Annotated in this window: 12 protein-coding genes; 4 read left to right on the forward strand and 8 right to left on the reverse strand. The window is 57.2% G+C overall.

Annotation, left to right across the window (positions count from 1 at the left end):
* Positions 1–23 precede the first annotated feature (23 nt).
* Positions 24–2,036 (reverse strand): DNA helicase Rep, encoded by a 2,013-nt coding sequence (gene rep / locus LZP73_RS07110; RefSeq protein WP_169563826.1) that lies wholly within the window; start codon positions 2,034–2,036, stop codon positions 24–26.
* A gap of 178 nt (positions 2,037–2,214) precedes the next feature.
* Between rep and ubiK the strand changes: the two genes are divergently transcribed.
* The 3 genes from ubiK (at position 2,215) to LZP73_RS07125 (ending at position 5,316) form a co-directional block, all read left to right on the forward strand.
* Entirely contained in the window at positions 2,215–2,469 is a 255-nt protein-coding gene (gene ubiK, locus LZP73_RS07115; RefSeq protein ID WP_169563825.1) for a ubiquinone biosynthesis accessory factor UbiK, read from the forward strand.
* 553 nt (positions 2,470–3,022) lie between these two features.
* Positions 3,023–3,967, forward strand: a complete 945-nt coding sequence (locus LZP73_RS07120; protein ID WP_234234246.1) for a LysR family transcriptional regulator — start codon at positions 3,023–3,025, stop codon at positions 3,965–3,967.
* A 270-nt stretch (positions 3,968–4,237) separates the two neighbouring features.
* Positions 4,238–5,316, forward strand: a protein-coding gene (locus LZP73_RS07125) for an IS3 family transposase (protein WP_234233762.1) whose coding sequence is annotated in 2 segments (ribosomal slippage) — positions 4,238–4,490 and positions 4,490–5,316 — 1,080 coding nt in all. Because the reading frame shifts where the segments join, the coding sequence is not laid out codon by codon here.
* 1,399 nt (positions 5,317–6,715) lie between these two features.
* On the opposite strand, the gene LZP73_RS07130 is transcribed toward LZP73_RS07125, so the two are convergent.
* The 7 genes from LZP73_RS07130 to ilvC form a co-directional block, all read right to left on the reverse strand.
* Positions 6,716–7,867 (reverse strand): pyridoxal-phosphate-dependent aminotransferase family protein, encoded by a 1,152-nt coding sequence (locus LZP73_RS07130; protein ID WP_234234248.1) that lies wholly within the window; start codon positions 7,865–7,867, stop codon positions 6,716–6,718.
* A gap of 182 nt (positions 7,868–8,049) precedes the next feature.
* The gene (ilvA, locus tag LZP73_RS07135; protein WP_234233764.1) at positions 8,050–9,642 is read right to left on the reverse strand and encodes a threonine ammonia-lyase, biosynthetic; all 1,593 of its coding nucleotides are present in this window, start codon (positions 9,640–9,642) and stop codon (positions 8,050–8,052) included.
* Between the two features lies 1 nt (position 9,643).
* Positions 9,644–11,503, reverse strand: a complete 1,860-nt coding sequence (gene ilvD, locus LZP73_RS07140) for a dihydroxy-acid dehydratase (protein WP_234233766.1) — start codon at positions 11,501–11,503, stop codon at positions 9,644–9,646.
* Positions 11,504–11,556: 53 nt separating this feature from the next.
* Positions 11,557–12,480, reverse strand: coding sequence for a branched-chain amino acid transaminase (locus tag LZP73_RS07145; RefSeq protein ID WP_234233768.1), 924 nt, complete (start codon positions 12,478–12,480; stop codon positions 11,557–11,559).
* 20 nt (positions 12,481–12,500) lie between these two features.
* A complete protein-coding gene (gene ilvM / locus LZP73_RS07150; protein ID WP_234233770.1) occupies positions 12,501–12,761 on the reverse strand; it encodes an acetolactate synthase 2 small subunit in 261 nt (86 codons plus the stop codon).
* Positions 12,762–12,858: 97 nt separating this feature from the next.
* Positions 12,859–14,532, reverse strand: coding sequence for an acetolactate synthase 2 catalytic subunit (gene ilvG, locus LZP73_RS07155; protein WP_234233772.1), 1,674 nt, complete (start codon positions 14,530–14,532; stop codon positions 12,859–12,861).
* 524 nt (positions 14,533–15,056) lie between these two features.
* Complete coding sequence (gene ilvC / locus LZP73_RS07160; RefSeq protein WP_234233773.1) at positions 15,057–16,538, reverse strand: ketol-acid reductoisomerase; 1,482 nt, start codon at positions 16,536–16,538, stop codon at positions 15,057–15,059.
* A 187-nt stretch (positions 16,539–16,725) separates the two neighbouring features.
* Here ilvC and ilvY point away from each other — a divergent pair, with 187 nt between their 5' ends.
* Complete coding sequence (ilvY, locus tag LZP73_RS07165) at positions 16,726–17,598, forward strand: HTH-type transcriptional activator IlvY (RefSeq protein WP_234233774.1); 873 nt, start codon at positions 16,726–16,728, stop codon at positions 17,596–17,598.
* Positions 17,599–17,640: the final 42 nt, after the last annotated feature.

Here is a 17,640-nt window from a genome sequence, read left to right on the forward strand (position 1 = left end):
TAGCATCAATCAATTAGAAACAATTATTTCTTGAACATGTCTCTCAGGCTGGAAATGTTTGCCTTGCCCGTCTGCATCCGCTCCTGCTCCGTCTGCTGTGGCTTGCGATTCTCCCAAATCACATCGTCCTGGGGCAGCTCCAGCAGGAAGCGGCTCGGCTCGCAGCGCATGGTCTCACCGAACTGACGCCGCTCGCGACAGAGGGTAAACCAGAGCTCACGCTGCGCCCGGGTGATGCCCACATAGGCCAGACGCCGCTCTTCATCGACATTGTCTTCATCTATGCTGGTTTGATGGGGCAAGATCCGCTCCTCTGTGCCGACCATGAACACGAAGGGGAACTCCAGCCCCTTGGAGGCGTGCAGTGTCATCAGCTGCACCTGATCGCCGCCCTCGTCTTCGCTGTTGCGCTCCATCATGTCTCTCAGGGTCAGCCGGGTGACCACCTCGGGCAAGGTCATGGGCTCATCCAGCTCATCGCCCTGCAGCATCTCTGTCACCCAGCGGTACAGCTCGGAGATATTCTTCATCCGCATCTCGGCCGCCTTGGCGCTGGTGCTGGTCTCGTAAAGATAATCTTCATAGTTGATCTTGCGGATCAGCTGCTTGACCGCTTCCACCGGCTCGCCACGCTCGGCACTCTCGCCCGTATCCACTATGAAACGCCCGAACTCATACAGGGACGCCATCGCCGCCGGCGCCAGGTAATGATTCAGCTCAGGCTCGAAGATGGCGGCGAACATGGAGATATGTTTCTCATTGGCGAAGGTGCCCAGCCGTTCCAGGGTCGCAGGCCCCAGGCCGCGCTTGGGCAGGTTGACTATCCGCAGGAAGGCGTTGTCATCGTCCGGATTCACCACCAGCTTGAGATAGCCCATGATGTCCTTGATCTCGGCGCGGGCGAAGAAGGAAGTGCCGCCGCTGAGCTTATAGGGAATACGGTTGGTCATCAGCGCCCGCTCCAGCAGCCGCGACTGATGGTTGCCGCGATAGAGGATGGCGTAATCGCCGAACTGGGTGCGACCGACAAACTTATGTCGCACTATCTCGGCCACCACACGTTCGGCCTCCTGCTCCTCGTTGGCGGCGATCAGCACCCGCAGCGGCTCACCGTAGGCCAGCTCACTGAACAGCGCCTTATCGTACACATGGGGATTGTTGGCGATCAGTATGTTGGCCGAGCGCAATATTCGCTGGCTGGAGCGATAATTCTGTTCCAGCTTGATGAGTTTCAGCCTGGGGAAATCTGTCCCCAGCAGCACCAGGTTCTGGGGTTTGGCACCGCGCCAGGAGTAGATGGACTGATCGTCATCGCCCACCACGGTAAAACGGGCACGCTCGCCCACCAGCAACTTCACCATCTCGTACTGGCTGGTGTTGGTGTCCTGATATTCATCCACCAGCAGATACTGGATGCGGGTCTGCCAGCGGGTGCGCACCTCTTCGTTATGCCTGAGCAACAGGGTCGGCAAGAGGATGAGATCGTCGAAATCGAGCGCATTATAGGCCTTCATGTGCTGGGCATAACGCTGGTACAGCATGGCAAACAGCTGCTGCTGTTCGTCTTTGGCTATCTTGCGCGCCTGCTCGGGCACCACAAGTCCGCCCTTCCAGTTGGAAATGCAACCGGCCAGGGCCTTGAGCAAGTCCTTGTCTTCATCCAGCTCGTTCTGGGTCAATTCCTTGAGCAGCGCCAAGGTATCCTGATCGTCGAACAGGGAGAAACCCGGCTTGAGTCCCAATACCTTATGCTCGCGCTTGATGATCTCCAGCCCCAGGGTGTGGAAGGTGGAGATCCACAGGCCGCGGGCCTCCTTGCGCCCCATGGACTGGGCCACCCGCTCCTTCATCTCGCGGGCCGCCTTGTTGGTGAAGGTGACGGCGGCGATATTGCGCGCCTTATAGCCACACTTCTCCACCAGGTAGGCTATTTTATTGATGATCACCCGGGTCTTGCCGCTGCCTGCACCCGCCAGCACCAGACAGGGGCCGGAAACATAGTGAACTGCATCATTTTGCGCTGGGTTAAGCTTCATCTCTAAACAACATCCACCTGAAACACGGGAAAGGCTGGATGATAACAGAAGCACCACTTCTTAGGCGATAACTCCCTGGCTTACACTCGGTCGGCGCACAGGGTTTTGGAAAACCCCGGCCCTGGAGTACAATCTAACTATTGAGCCCACCAGCCAAAAGTCATTAGCGGAGTCCACCATGATCAACCCGAAAAAAATCGAAGAAGTTGCCCGTCAACTGAGCGAAAACCTGCCAAGCGGCCTGAAGCAATTTGCCGGTGAATTCGAAGAGCGCAGCAAACAGGTGCTGCAACATCAATTGCTGAAACTGGATCTGGTCTCACGGGAAGAATTCGAAGTACAGCAACATGTGCTGCTCAAGACCCGCGAAAAATTGGAAGCCCTGCAACATCAGGTCAATGAGCTGGAAAAACGCCTGCTGGAAGACAAGTAAGCTCGGCGAGTAGCTAAGCGCAGCCCCGAATAGAGCACTCAGGCTTGCCAACGCAAGGACGAGTGCTTTTTTTAGGCCTCTCGCGCCGGGCATCTTCCCACCAAAGCCAATTTACAGAACGGCACACCATAAAAAGCCATCATTTCGCCACAATTGATCATCGGCTTGCCCCGACTTTCACCGTAGAAACTGTTTTAATAGCTCCCGTCGCCGCCACCCAGGCCTGACAGCAGGACGCCTCCTATTGACTTCTTTCTTATTCCTGCCGATGACTTGGGTGGCAGCGGCACCAACTTAGGGTTACAGACCCGCTAATCAGCATCCTCTCTGTAACCACTCGCAAAGCGTTCAGTTCACCCTTGAAGGCCCCGGCAGCAGGATTTTTGTTGCCGGGATTTTTTTATGGAATTTTTATGGAATTTGTATAAAAAAGACCCTGAGCCATTTTTTATCGAAAAGCTCAGCCTGACCCGGCTAAATCATTTACACTCTGGTGTTTTCATTATTTACCTCATCATAGCAGCAGGTTGGATTCAGTCAGGGAGAGCAGACTCTGAAACGACTCGACTTAAATTTACTGCCAGTATTGGAAATCTTACTGGAAGAGCAGAGTGTCACAGCGGCGGCATCCAGATTGCACCTGAGCCAGTCTGCCGTCAGCAAACAGCTCACCCGGTTGCGGGAGATCTTCGATGATCCCCTGTTCGAGCGCACTGCCTACGGCCTGAGGCCGACACCCAAGGCCATCGCCCTGGGACCGGAGCTGCGTTCATGCCTGCAACAACTGGCGCAATTCACCCGCCCGGACAAGTTCGAGCCGGAATTGAGCCGGCGGCAATTCCGGCTGCACTTGGTGGAAACCGCCTATTCGCTGACCTTTCCCTTCTTCATGCCCAAACTGCTGGCCCAAGCACCCGGCATCAGCCTCAACAGCCAGACCCTGGCGCTGGACAGCATGGATAAACTGCAGCGCTGCGAGATAGATCTCGCCATCGTCTGCCGCGAGTGGGATCCGCGCTCTCCCCTGCATATCAGCCATATCCCGGACGACATGAGGTACCTGGAGTTGGTGCGGGATCATCCGGTATGCCTGCTGAGACGCGATCATCCGGCGCTGGCCCAAAGCTGGAATTTGACCAGCTTCCTGCGCTACCGTCATCTGCAGGTCGCCTTCGGCGGCATAGAACATTGGTTGCTCGATGAGGTATTGCAGCTCGAGGGCTACAGGCGGGATATTGCCGTCAACATGACGGATTTCCAGAGTGCACTGACCTTATGCGAGCAGAGTGATCTCATACTCTGCGCGCCGGCCAAATATGCCACCCTGATGGCCAAGGCGTATGCCTTAACCCATTTACCCGTGCCCGTCAGCCTGGTGCCCGGCGCCTACCTCTTGATGTGGCATAGGCACTTCGAACTGGATCCCAGCCATAAATGGTTGCGGGAACTCATAGCCGCCAGTGTGCCACGCCAGACCGGGGCAGAGCTCCCGAGCTAAACTAGCCCAGCACTTCTTCCAGTGCCCGCAGGCATAGGGAAATATTCTCCCGTCTGGCGCCATAACCAAACATTTTTACCCGGTAAGAAAAGATCCTGAGCTGAGTCCATCGGTCGCTGACTCATTGTTCACCAAGATCTTGACGCACTAAAAGCACATTACTATCAAATGGTTAGTTGATAACATGCTAAAGATTTGACCTTTCCCCCAGATTTAACACCATAACGAATGTGAGATTTCCGATTACGCTAGTAACCAGGAGATCTGACAATGAAGAAGAAACGTTTTACGGAAGAGCAAATCATCTGTGCCCTCAAGGAGCATGAATCCGGCTGCAAGGTCGAAGACATTTGCCGGCGTTACGGCATTGCCCAAGGCACCTTTTATCGCTGGAAATCCAAGTACGGTGGCATGGAAGTTAGCGACGCCAAGCGCCTGAAAGAACTGGAAAGCGAAAACACTAAGCTGAAAAAACTGTTGGCTGAAGCCATGTTGGATAATGCTGTGTTGAAAGATGTCGTCTCAAAAAAGTGGTGACGCCAGCGGCTAAAAAAGCCGTGGTTAGTCTGGCGAAGACAATACACAACCTGAGTGAGAGACGGGCCTGCCTGCTGTTTTGCATCAGCAGGACGGCAGCGCGTTATGTTGGTATTTGTCGGGATGATGAGGCCGTTAAATCCCGCTTGAAAGAGTTGGCAGTGCGCTATCCGCGCTATGGTTACTTGCTGCTACATGGCTTGCTCAAGGCGGAAGGTCTGGTCGAGAACAAGAAGTGTACCTACCGGTTGTATACCGAATTGGGCCTCCAAGTTCGTACCAAGCAGCGTAAGAAGCTGATACGCCCCCGCATTCCCATATCGTTACCCAATGGTATCAACGAACGCTGGTCGATGGACTTCGTTTCAGATCAATTGGCAAGTGGCAGACGCTTCCGGGTACTCAATGTCGTCGATGACTACAGTCGTGAATGCATCGGACAGCTTGCCGACGTGTCACTCTCTGGCGAGCAGGTATCGCGTTTCTTGAAGCAACTAATAGCACAGCGTCAACGCCCGCAATCGATAGTCTGTGATAACGGCCCCGAGTTTACCAGTAAGGTGATGTTCTTCTGGTCAAAGTCGCAGGACGTAAAACTGAGCTTCATCCAGCCGGGTAAGCCAACACAAAACGCCTTCGTAGAAAGTTTTAACGGTAAGTTTCGGGATGCCTGTCTCAACCAACATTGGTTTAGGGATTTGCACGAAGCAAGGCAAGAAATAGCGCATTGGCGGACACATTACAATGAAGTGCGCCCGCACAGCTCACTGAATTATCTGCCACCAAGTGAGTTTGCAAAACGGGTGGCATAATGAAGGAATTCTCACAGGATGACTGGTACTAATACAGGGGAAAGATCAGATTGAGTGCACGAGAATCATGATAAAGACCAGTCGTCGCAAAAACGCCCCTCGTACACAGAGATTAATCACGTTACAAATTTATCTGGCATAAATTTAACCAGCTTTAGTTGCCCCCCATCTGTTAAAAAAGGGGGAGTCTCATGGATAAGACTATTTTAGAGGAGGGTTACTGAAGGGCGTGCTTTCGACATCAACCAACTGGCTGTGATCATGGCACGCCTCGACAGGCAAAAGGCGATAACTCAAAGCCTGATCGATGGTTTACGAATTTCAAAAGTTATGGCAGTCCTTATGGTTAACAAGGCCAAAGTAAACCACTGCATTATTTCTCTGACAAAATTCGGAGAACATTGGTTGTGTGAGAATTCAATCTAGTATCGCAGCTATCGCCATACCATAACCTGACTTTTCTCCCTGACAGCTGAGCCGCCATGAGTGCACTATACATTCTGTTTTTGCTATCAGCATTAGCAGCTTTAACTGCCCAACTATCGACAACACAATTCGGCGTATAAGCCGAACCTCCACTTGTGACTAAGTATATTTCATCAAAATCACCATACACATAAATTTCATTTATACTGAGGGGATTGGACCACCCGGAAGCTAACACTGTAAAAGTTGATAATGACAGCAAAAATACAAAAACTTTTATCATAATTATATTAACCTAATGACTCTTAACCAGAATGAAATCGACTTATTATCTAGTATAAAACCTTATATTTATATGGGAATTATAATAGCATCAACAACACACGAATTCAATTTAGAATTGTTACAATACCTTAGAAACACACTCGTATTAGCATTCCATGACTCGCAGTCGCCAGCGTAATTGTAAGACAGTGCCACAATATTACCGGTCATTTTCGCTGCCAATAGTGCAGGGTGTTGTTGTAAAAATACGTGAACCTTTTGCAAGCTTTGCGAACAGACTCTATAGCACTCCACTTGAACCGACACAATATGAGAAAGTCCAAACATCATATCAGCAATTGACCTGAATATAACAAAGCGTTGGCCAACCGGGGTTCAACCAATTCAAGTTGAGACTGGCTATCTTAAGCGGCAAGGTCGATTTTCAGCACCAGATGATAATTATCGTCGCGGCTGTATTGTGATGGCGTCAACCCAACTACGCTTGCCGGTTTTGGCAGGTGTATTGCCCGACTCAGCCACCACTGAACCCAGCATGTAGGTGTGCCGGTAGTAAACCGCATTCGTCGAAGCAGACCAACTGAGAACATAACTGCCATCCGCCTGCATACTCCCTATGCTGCGGCTGCCTGGCTCCAAGGGGGCTCCAGGGCCACAGATGACGAGGCGCGGGCTGCTGAAACGATGCTTAACCCAGCACTTCCTCCAGCGCCCGCAGGCATAGGGAAATATTCTCCCGCCTGGCGCCATAACCCATCAGACCTATGCGCCAGGCCTTGCCGGCGAGCGCCCCCAGGCCGGCACCTATCTCCAGGTTATAGTCGTTGAGCAGACGCTGGCGCACCAAGGCGTCGTCCACCCCTGCGGGGATATACACGGCATTGAGTTGCGGCAGGCGCGCGGCCTCCTCGACCACGAACTCTAGCCCGAGTCGCTCCAGCCCCTGACGCAGGACAGAGTGCATCTCGGCATGGCGTTGCCAGGCCTGTTGCAGCCCCTCGAGTGCCAGTAAACGTAAGGATTCATGCAGCGCATAGAGGGCATTGACCGGCGCCGTATGGTGATAGCTGCGCTTGGCGCCCATATCACTGCCCCAATAGCCCATCACCAGGCTCTGATCCAGAAACCAGCTCTGCACCTGCGTCTTGCGGCTGCGCAGTTTTGCCACCGCCGCCGGCGAGAAAGACAGGGGTGACAAGCCGGGCACGCAGGACAAACATTTCTGGCTGCCGGAATAGATGGCATCTATGCCCCAGTCATCGACCCTGAGTTCGACCCCGCCAAGGGAGGTCACGGCATCGACGATCGACAGACAGCCATGCTCCCTGGCCAAGCCACACAGGGTCTTGGCATCGGACAGGGCACCCGTGCTGGTCTCGGCATGGACGAAGGCCAGGAACTTGGCATCCGGGTGTGCCCTGAGCGCCGCCTCGACCGCCTCTGGGTCGACAGGGGTGCCCCAGTCGTTATCGACCACCACTGCCACCGCGCCGACCCGCTCGACATTCTGGCGCATGCGCTCGCCGAACACCCCGTTACGACAGACTATGACCTTCTCACCCGGCTCCACCAGGTTGACGAAACAGGCCTCCATGCCGGCACTGCCGGGGGCCGAGACCGCCAGCGTCATCTCGTTGCTGGTTTGAAAGGCGTATTGGATCAGACGCTTGAGCTCATCCATCATGCCGACAAACAGGGGATCCAGATGCCCTACCGTGGGCCTGGCCTGGGCCGCCAGCACCTGGGGGTAGACATCCGATGGTCCTGGGCCCATCAGGATGCGGCGGGGCGGATTGAAGGCGTGAACCTCAGGGGCTTGCAATAGCTGTGCTGGTAACATCATGTCTCCTTGGGCGTGCAAGTTAGCGGGTGGTTATGGTCATGGTTATGGATCATGGCTATGGCTGCTGGTTAGCTCGACTCTTGCAGCCGGGGCGAGCACGGCATTGCCGCGCTCCCGGGCGAAAATAAGAGTAAAAGCTCAAATACACTAGCATGAAAAAAGCACTATGGCGCCCGGCACTAGCTATTATCTGCGCCATGCTCCGCGCCATGGCCCGAGTTCAGGAACAATCTATAGGCCGGGCTCTGGGTTTCTTCCTGGTAGACGAACCCGAGTTCGGTGAGAAACTGCTGGAAGGCCAACGCATCCGCCGCCGGTACCTCGAAGCCGGCCAACACCCTGCCGAAGGCCGCCCCATGGTTACGGTAATGAAACAGGCTGATGTTCCACTGGCTCTGCAGCGTGGTTAAAAATTGCAGCAGCGCGCCCGGATGCTCGGGAAATTCGAAGCTGAATAAGCGCTCCTGCAATGGCTCGGGCGGATGACCGCCGACCATGTAGCGCACATGCAACTTGGCGGTCTCGTCCCTGGACAGATCCTGCACTTCGAAACCGTTGGCCTCCAAGGTGGCGATGATCTCGGCCAGCTCACCCTGGCCCCGACTCAGACGAATACCGGCGAACACCACCGCCTGCTCCCGACTGCTGAAGCGATAGTTAAACTCTGTCATTACCCGCTTATCCAGCAGCTCACAGAAACGCAGAAAACTGCCGGGACGCTCGGGCACCTTCACCGCCAGCACAGCTTCCTTATGCTCGCCCAGCTCGCAACGCTCGGATACATACCTGAGGCTATGGAAGTTGACGTTGGCACCGCTGAGGATCGCCGCCACCTTCTCGCCCTTGCCATCGGCGCCCAGATACTTCTTCAAGCCGGCCAGCGACAGGGCGCCGGCGGGTTCGGCTATGGCGCGGGTATCCTCGAAAATATCCTTCACCGCAGCGCAGATCTCATCCGAAGTGACTGTGATCACCCCATCGACAAACTCCCGCGCCAGCCTGAAGGGTTCGGCGCCTATGCGCTTGACCGCCACCCCATCGGCAAACAAGCCGACCTGAGGCAGGGTCACTGGTTCACCGGCCTCGAGTGCCGCCTGCAGACAGGCGGCATCCTCCGGCTCGACGCCGATGATCTTCACCCCGGGCAACACCGCCTTGTAATAGGCGGCAATGCCGGCGATCAGGCCACCGCCGCCGACGGGCACGAAGATCACTTCCAGATCCCGCTGTTGCTGCAGCAGCTCCTGGGCTATGGTGCCCTGGCCGGCGATCACCGCCTCGTCGTCGAACGGTGCTATATAGACCCGACCCTCGTCCCTTGCCAGCTGCATGGCATGGTCGTTGGCCTGATCGAAACCCTGACCATGCAGCAGCACATTACCCCCCAGGCGGCGCACCGCATCGACCTTGATATCCGGGGTGGTGGAGGGCATGACGATCACAGCGTCCAGACCCCGCGCCGCCGCCGACATGGCCACCCCCTGGGCATGATTACCCGCCGAGGCACACACCACCCCCAGCGCGCATTTCTCCTGACTCAGGGCGGCGATGCGATTGTAGGCGCCGCGCAGCTTGAAGGAATGCACGGGTTGCAGGTCTTCCCGCTTGAGGAACACCTGGCAACCCAGGCGCGCCGACAACTTGTTCAGGCTCGACAGGGGCGTGACCCTGGCCACCTCATACACGGAAGACAGGAGGATTTTTTGCAGATAGTACTGGGCCAAATCCAGCGCCGCCTGTGCCGTGTTTTTCTGGGGGAAGGATGCCAACATACTAGTACTCCAACTTGCTGCGATCCCGCACCGCGCCCTTGTCGGCACTGGTGGCGAGCAAGGCATAGGCTTTCAGCGCCAGCGACACATAACGCTGCCGTCCCACAGGCTTCCACGCCAGCGGCCCCAAGGCCTGCATGGCCTCACGGCGCCGAGCCAGCTCGGCGTCCGCCACCACCAGCTTGATGCTGCGGCGGGGAATGTCTATCTCTATTCGGTCGCCATTCTCTATCAGGGCTATGGTGCCTCCGGCCGCGGCTTCGGGGGACACATGGCCGATGGACAGGCCCGAAGTGCCACCGGAGAAACGCCCGTCTGTGATGAGGGCGCAGGCCTTGCCCAGGCCGCGGGACTTGAGGTAACTGGTGGGATAGAGCATTTCCTGCATCCCGGGTCCGCCCTTGGGGCCCTCGTAGCGGATCACCACCACATCGCCGGCAACCACTTCGCCGCCGAGGATGCCTGCGACTGCGTCATCCTGGCTCTCGTACACCCGCGCCCTGCCGACGAAGCTCAGGTTGTCGGCATCCACCCCGGCGGTTTTGACTATGCAGCCATTCTCGGCCAGGTTGCCGGACAACACCGCCAGCCCGCCTTCCTGACTGAAGGCGAACTCGCGGCTGCGAATACAGCCCGCCTGCCTGTCGTCATCCACCGACGGCCAACGGCAATCCTGGCTGAACGCCTTGGTGGTGGGAATGCCGGCGGGGCCGGCGCTGAAGAAGTGCCTCACAGCCGGATCTTGGCTCTGGGCTATGTCGTACCTGGCCAGCACAGATCCCAGGTTGCCGCCCTCGTCCGCCGCCACATGGTAAACATCCGTATGCAGCAGCCCGGCCCTGTCGAGCTCCCCCAGGATCCCCATCACGCCGCCGGCCCTATGCACATCCTCCATATGATACTCAGGGGTCGAGGGTGCCACCTTGCACAGGTGTGGCACCCGGCGTGACATCCTGTCTATATCCGCCATGGTGAAATCCACCTCGGCCTCCTGGGCCGCCGCCAGCAGGTGCAGCACGGTATTGGAGGAGCCGCCCATGGCGATATCCAATGCCATGGCATTCTCGAATGCCTTGAGATTGGCTATGTTGCGCGGCAATGCCGAGGCATCGTCATCCAGATAATAACGCTTGGCCAGCGCCATCACCCGGCGGCCGGCCTCGAGGAACAGCTCCCGCCGGTCGGCATGGGTCGCCAACATGGAGCCATTGCCGGGCAGAGACAGACCCAAGGCTTCGGTCAGACAGTTCATCGAGTTGGCGGTGAACATGCCGGAACAGGAGCCACAGGTGGGGCAGGCACTGCGTTCAATCTTCTCGCTGTCTTCATCCGATACCTTGTCGTCGGCGGCCGCCACCATGGCATCGACCAGATCCAACTTGATCAGCTTATCCGACAGCTTGGTCTTGCCCGCTTCCATGGGGCCACCGGAAACGAACACCACGGGAATATTCAGTCGCAGCGCCGCCATCAGCATGCCTGGGGTGATCTTGTCGCAGTTGGAGATACACACAAGCGCATCGGCACAGTGGGCATTGACCATATACTCGACGCTGTCGGCGATCAGCTCCCGCGACGGCAGGCTGTAGAGCATGCCGCCATGCCCCATGGCGATGCCGTCATCCACTGCTATGGTATTGAACTCCTTGGCGATACCGCCGGCCTCTTCGATGGCGCCGGCCACCAGGGAACCCATGTCCTTGAGGTGCACATGTCCTGGTACGAACTGGGTGAAGGAGTTGGCTATGGCTATGATGGGCTTGCCGAAATCACCATCCTTGACCCCGGTGGCACGCCACAGGGCGCGGGCACCGGCCATGTTGCGGCCTTCTGTACTGGTAGCTGAACGTAATTTAGGCATTGCGACTGTCCTTTTAATTCTGAAAATGTGAGGGCTGACCCGGGCGTTGCCTGTTACAGCGGTTCCAGCCAGCCCCATTTATCCTGGGTTTCACCGTTGAACAGGCCGAAAAAGGCGCTCTGTATCCTGCGGGTCACAGGGCCACGTTTGCCCTCACCCACCTGCAGCCTGTCCACGCTGCGCACCGGCACTATTTCCGCGGCAGTGCCTGTCATGAAAATCTCGTCGGCAACATAGAGGAACTCCCGCGCCATCGGCTCCTCGACCACCTCATAACCTAAGTCTTTCGCCAGGCTAATGATAGTGTCTCTGGTGATCCCCATGAGGATCGCCGCCGTCGCCGGCGGGGTATAGAGCTTATTCTTCTTCACCACGAACAGGTTGGCGCCGGCGCCTTCGCTGACCAGGCCATTGACATCCAGGGCTATGCCTTCATGGAAACCGTTGCGCTTGGCCTCGGTGGAGATCTGCAGCGAAGACAAATAATTTCCCCCCGCCTTGGCCCCCGTGGGTATGGTGTTGGGTGCCAGCCGTTGCCAGGAGGTCACGGCCACATCCACCCCGGCTTCCATGCTGTCCTCACCCAAGTAAGCCCCCCAGGGGAAGGCCGCCACCACCATGTCGCAATCCACGCCCTGCGGCGGGGTGATCCCCATGCCCACATCGCCGATAAACACCAGGGGGCGAACATAGGCACTGGGCAAGCCGTTATGCACAACCGCGTCACGGCAGGCCTGCATCACCTCATCGAAACTGTAGGGCAGCTGCATGCGGTAGATCTTGGCCGAGTCGAACAGGCGCTGCACATGATCGGTCAGCCGGAATCCCGCCGGCCCCAGATGGGTATCGTAGACCCTGATGCCCTCGAACACGGAAGTGCCATAATGCAGCGCGTGGGACATGACATGCACCTTGGCATCGCCCCAGGGCATGATCTCGCCGTTAAACCAAATCCACTCAGCTTGTTTTGCAGCCATACTAACCTCTTTCTATTGGACTATTGGGCACAGACGTTATGGGATAAAGCTGCGGCCGGGATGACCCGGCATTGGGTGACATCTATCAGCTTGTTCAGCTGATTGCTCAGCAATTCTATGGCGCGCTCGGCATCCACCATGATATCCAGCGACAGGCTGGCATCTTCGTTGATGCGCATCTGCAGTTGGGTGACTGTAAAGCCACGATGGCGTGTTACCCTCAGCACCCGCTCCAACACCTCGGGACGCTGCTGCATTGTTAGTTCCAGTGAGTGCCTCATGTGCGTGTCTCCTTTTGGTCCATAGTGTTGTTGCCGGCCCATTGCAGAAGCTGCAGGGGCCAGGGGGTAAGGGCATAAGCCAGTGCCTGTGAGAGCTTCATGTGCGCGTCTCCGGCTCATCCATCATCTCGCTGTTGCAAGCCCCGGGTGGTACCAAGGGCCAGACGTTGAAGGCATCGTCTATCGCCACGTGCAGCAGATAAGGCCCCTGGGCGGTCAGCATCTGCTCCAGCGCCTGTTCGACCTCATCGGCAGACGTGATGCTGCGCCCCGGGATGTCGAAGGCCGAGGCCATCAGCACGAAATCCGGGTTATCCGACAGATCTGTCTCGCTGTACCTCTCCTCGAAGAACAACTGTTGCCACTGCTTCACCATGCCGAGCTTCTGGTTGTCGAGCAGCAAGATCTTCACCGGCAGCCGGCGCCGCTTGATGGTGGTCAGCTCCTGCACATTCATCATGAAGGAGCCATCCCCTGACACCAGCACCACTGTCGCCCCTGGGCGGGCCATCTGGGCACCAATCGCCGCAGGCAAGCCGAAGCCCATGGTACCAAGCCCAGCGCTCGACAGATGATCCTCGGGGCGGCGGAACCACATATGCTGCGCCACCCACATCTGATGTTGGCCCACGTCACAGCTGACGACGCTGTCCTGGGGCAGCTTGTTGGCCAGGCGCCTTAACATGGCGGGGGCATAGATGAGCTTGCCCGGATGCCGATAGTCCCATCTATGCTTGCGCGCCAGATGTTCCACCTCGGCCTGCCAGGGCGTGATGTTCAGCGGCATGGCCAGCGCCGGCAAGATCTGCCGCAGATCGCCGGCGATGGCGACGTCCGCCCGGCGCAGCTTGCCGAGTTCGGCGGCATCTATGTCCAGATGTATGACCTTGGCCTTGGGAGCGAAGCTGGCCAGCTTGCCCGTCACCCTGTCATCGAATCTGGCGCCGACCACCAGCAAGAGATCGCAGTCCTGTACCGCCAGATTGGCCGCCTTGCCGCCGTGCATGCCGAGCATGCCGAGATACCCAGGGGTGTCGTGGGCTATGGCGCCCAGTCCCTTGAGGGTGGCCACAGACGGCAGGCCCGTCAGCCGGATCAGGTCGCGCAGCTGCTCGACTGCGCCGGCCATGCCGACCCCGCCGCCGACATAGAGGATCGGCTGGCGGGCCTGGGCCAACAAGTGCCTCGCCGCCTCGAGGTCACCCGCCTCGGCCCTGGGCTCGTTAACTATCGCCAGCAGAGGCGTGCGGTATTCCAGCTCGGCGAGCTGGATATCCTTGGGGATATCGACCAGCACAGGGCCCGGACGTCCGGAGGCGGCGATCGCGAACGCCTGGTACAAGGTGGGGATCAGCTCGTCTATCCGGGTGACCATGAAGCTATGCTTGGTACAGGACAGTGACATGCCGAGCACATCTATTTCCTGGAAGGCATCCGTGCCTATGACAGAGGTGGATACCTGGCCCGTGATGGCCACCAGGGGCACTGAGTCGAGCAGGGCATCGGCCAGTGAGGTGATGAGATTGGTGGCCCCGGGACCCGAGGTGGCGAAGCAGACCCCCGTCTTGCCACTGGCCCTGGCATAGCCCAGGGCGGCGAAGGCGGCGCCCTGCTCGTGGCGGCTCAGCAGGTGTTCGACCGGCGCACCATAGAGGGCGTCGTAGAGTGGCATGATGGCACCGCCCGGATAACCGAATACCGTGGTCACGCCATGGGCCGCCAACACCTTTATGACTGCGTCTGCGCCTCGTATCATCTGCCCTGGTTCCATATGTTTTCTCTCGTTTTCCAAAATGTTATTGCCGCTGAGTTGCCGTTGCTTGCCGTACCCAGGGCCAAGTTTCGGCCCCTGAAACGAAAGAACCCCCCGGTCCTTGCGGAGCGGGGGGTTCTTTGAAACTTCTAAACCTTTAGGTCTGTCTGTTTGCCATGCGCCGCCCCCGCTGCGATTTAATAATCACCACGGTAATAATCACGAGGAGGAGCTTGGCAGCCTGGTTAAACATGAATAACAGTGTCCTATGGGTATTGAGTTTGGGTTTGAATTCGTTGTCGTCCAGGTTAATGGCCCGGATGCGAGCTATTAGCTTTACCATGAAGCGAACAACAAACACAATCAAAATGTCTTATCGTTAAAAAAATTCAGCGTCCTTGCCGAGACAATGCAAAACAACAACAAAATCGAACCTGACGCATGCCATATAGGAGTTCATGTCGAACCGCTCCTGTGCAAACTTAATGTCTTGTCGTTAGCCTGCCGGGCAGGCCGCTGAGTTAAATCAACAAAATACGCTATCAATGATTGTCGACGATACGTTTCATGTCCGTCATATAGCCGCGTAATTCGGCGCCTATGTATTCCACCCCGGTATGACGAATGGCATCATTCACCTGGATGAGGCGCAAATTATCCACGCCGTTGCCGCTGTCCTGCAGGCCGGCACCCAGGAACTCGGGTGACATGGCGTTGACATAGTCGCGCAGCAAGGGCACGGCCGCATGGTTGAACAGGTAACAACCGTATTCCGCAGTATCTGAAATCACCACATTCATCTCGTACAAACGCTTACGGGCTATGGTGTTGGCGATCAGCGGCGTCTCGTGCAGCGACTCGTAATAGGCTGATTCTTCGACTATTCCGGCGGCAACCATGGTATCGAAGGCCAACTCGACCCCGGCCTTGATCATGGCCACCAGGAAGATGCCCTTATCGAAATAGCTCTGCTCCTCTATGTGCTCGCTCGATACCGGGGCTTGCTCGAAACCCGTCTCGGCGGTTTCGGCGCGCCAGCGCAGCAGGTTGGCATCGTCGTTGGCCCAATCGGCCATCATGGTGCGGGAAAATTCGCCGCTGATGATGTCGTCCATGTGCTTCTCGAACAGGGGCGCCAGTATGCCTTTCAAGTCTTCGGCCATGTCGAAGGCCCGGATCTTGGCCGGATTGGACAGCCTGTCCATCATGTTGGTGATGCCGCCATGTTTGAGGGCTTCCGTCACTGTTTCCCAGCCCTGCTGGATCAACTTGGCGGCATAGCCGGGTTCAACCCCATCGGCAAGCATCTTCTCGTAGCCCAGGATGGCACCCGTCTGCAACATGCCGCAGAGTATGGTCTGCTCCCCCATCAAGTCTGACTTCACTTCGGCGATGAAAGACGAGTGCAACACCCCGGCCCTGTCGCCGCCGGTGGCGCTGGCATAGGCCTTGGCGATCTCCAGGCCATCGCCGCGGGAGTCGTTCTCCGGATGCACGGCGATCAGTGTCGGCACGCCGAAGCCGCGCTTGTATTCTTCCCGCACCTCGGTGCCGGGACACTTGGGCGCCACCATAATGACTGTGATGTCTTCACGCACCTGCATGCCTTCCTCGACTATGTTGAAGCCGTGGGAATAGGCCAGGGTCGCGCCTTGTTTCATCAGCGGCATCACGGCATTGACCACATTGGAATGCTGCTTGTCCGGGGTCAGGTTGAGCACCAGATCTGCGTCCGGCACCAGGGCTTCGAAGGTGCCGACCCGAAAACCATTGTCCGTGGCCTGCCGCCATGAGGCCCGCTGCTGGGCTATGGCCTCGGGGCGCAGGGCGAAGGCGATGTTCAGCCCTGAGTCACGCATGTTCAGCCCCTGGTTCAGGCCCTGGGCACCACAGCCCAGGATGACTATGTTCCAGTCTTTGATATAGTCGCAACCCTTGGCGAATTCGCTGCGGTCCATGAAACGGCACTGTGCCAGCTGGGCTAATTGTTGACGTAAGTTCAGAGAGTTAAAATAGTTAGCCATCTGATACACCACCTTAAAGTCAGAAATTTGGGACTCAATCTACCTGGCTCATGACCGGGCTAAATTGTGATTGGACTCACTATAGTTCATGGCTTTAATTGCGGAAAATGATATATTCGGAATCTGATATTGCGTTTTTGGCAACATGTCTCGTCGGCACTCAGGCGCGAGTCATGACGGGAACTCTATGGATATTCGCTCACTCAAGCTCTACCTGCATCTCTGTGACAGCCTGCATTTCGCCCGCACCGCGGAGCAGATGCATGTCAGCCCTTCGACTCTCAGCCGGGCCCTGCAACGCCTGGAAGAGGAAGTCGGCACCCAGCTGCTGCAACGGGATAACCGCAGCGTGTCACTCACCAATGCCGGACTCGAGTTTCGCCGCTTTGCCGAGCAGACCCTGAGCCAGTGGCTGACCCTGAAGACCCGCATAGATCCGCACCAGGACTTGCTGCATGGAAAGTTGAACATCTATTGCTCGGTCACCGCCGCCTACAGCCATCTGCCCGGATTGCTGGACAGGTTTCGCCGCGAACAGCCGTTGGTGGAAATCAACCTGACGACGGGTGATGCCGCCAACGCCTTGACCCAGATACAGCAACAAAAGGCCGATATCGCCATCGCCGCCCTGCCGGATCCCTTCCCCGCCAGCCTGCACTTCGCCAAGATAGAGGAAGTGCCCCTGGTCATCATAGGCCCGACCATCCACTGCCGGGTACAGCAACAGCTGGGCGAGTCTGAGATAGACTGGGGCAACCTGCCCTTCATCATTCCGGACCATGGTCCCGGCAGGCGCAGGGCGGACAACTGGTTCAAGCAGATGGGCATAGAGGCCAAGATCTACGCCCAGGTCTCGGGCCAGGAGGCTATGACCTCCATGGTGGCCCTTGGCTGTGGTGTCAGCATCACCCCGGATGTGGTTGTGCATAACAGCCCGGTCAGGGATAGGCTGCAGCTGGTGCCTTCGCCCGTGGCCATTCCCGCCTTCGAGCTGGGTTGTTGCTGTAAGCAGAAGCGGCTGGACGACCCCATAATAGCGGCGTTCCTCGCCGTGGTCTGAGGCTCGGCTCCTGTTAACAGCTAAATCTTGCTTGCCCGCCGG

Origin of the sequence: Shewanella sp. AS16 (assembly GCF_021412365.1) — a bacterium.
Taxonomy (GTDB): domain Bacteria; phylum Pseudomonadota; class Gammaproteobacteria; order Enterobacterales; family Shewanellaceae; genus Shewanella; species Shewanella salipaludis.

Coding starts and splice junctions, on each gene's coding strand:
- rep (WP_169563826.1), bottom strand. CDS start 2,036: ATGAAGCTTAACCCAGCGCAAAATGATGCAGTTCACTATGTTTCCGGC.
- ubiK (WP_169563825.1), top strand. CDS start 2,215: ATGATCAACCCGAAAAAAATCGAAGAAGTTGCCCGTCAACTGAGCGAA.
- LZP73_RS07130 (WP_234234248.1), bottom strand. CDS start 7,867: ATGTTACCAGCACAGCTATTGCAAGCCCCTGAGGTTCACGCCTTCAAT.
- ilvA (WP_234233764.1), bottom strand. CDS start 9,642: ATGTTGGCATCCTTCCCCCAGAAAAACACGGCACAGGCGGCGCTGGAT.
- ilvD (WP_234233766.1), bottom strand. CDS start 11,503: ATGCCTAAATTACGTTCAGCTACCAGTACAGAAGGCCGCAACATGGCC.
- LZP73_RS07145 (WP_234233768.1), bottom strand. CDS start 12,480: ATGGCTGCAAAACAAGCTGAGTGGATTTGGTTTAACGGCGAGATCATG.
- ilvM (WP_234233770.1), bottom strand. CDS start 12,761: ATGAGGCACTCACTGGAACTAACAATGCAGCAGCGTCCCGAGGTGTTG.
- ilvG (WP_234233772.1), bottom strand. CDS start 14,532: ATGGAACCAGGGCAGATGATACGAGGCGCAGACGCAGTCATAAAGGTG.
- ilvC (WP_234233773.1), bottom strand. CDS start 16,538: ATGGCTAACTATTTTAACTCTCTGAACTTACGTCAACAATTAGCCCAG.
- ilvY (WP_234233774.1), top strand. CDS start 16,726: ATGGATATTCGCTCACTCAAGCTCTACCTGCATCTCTGTGACAGCCTG.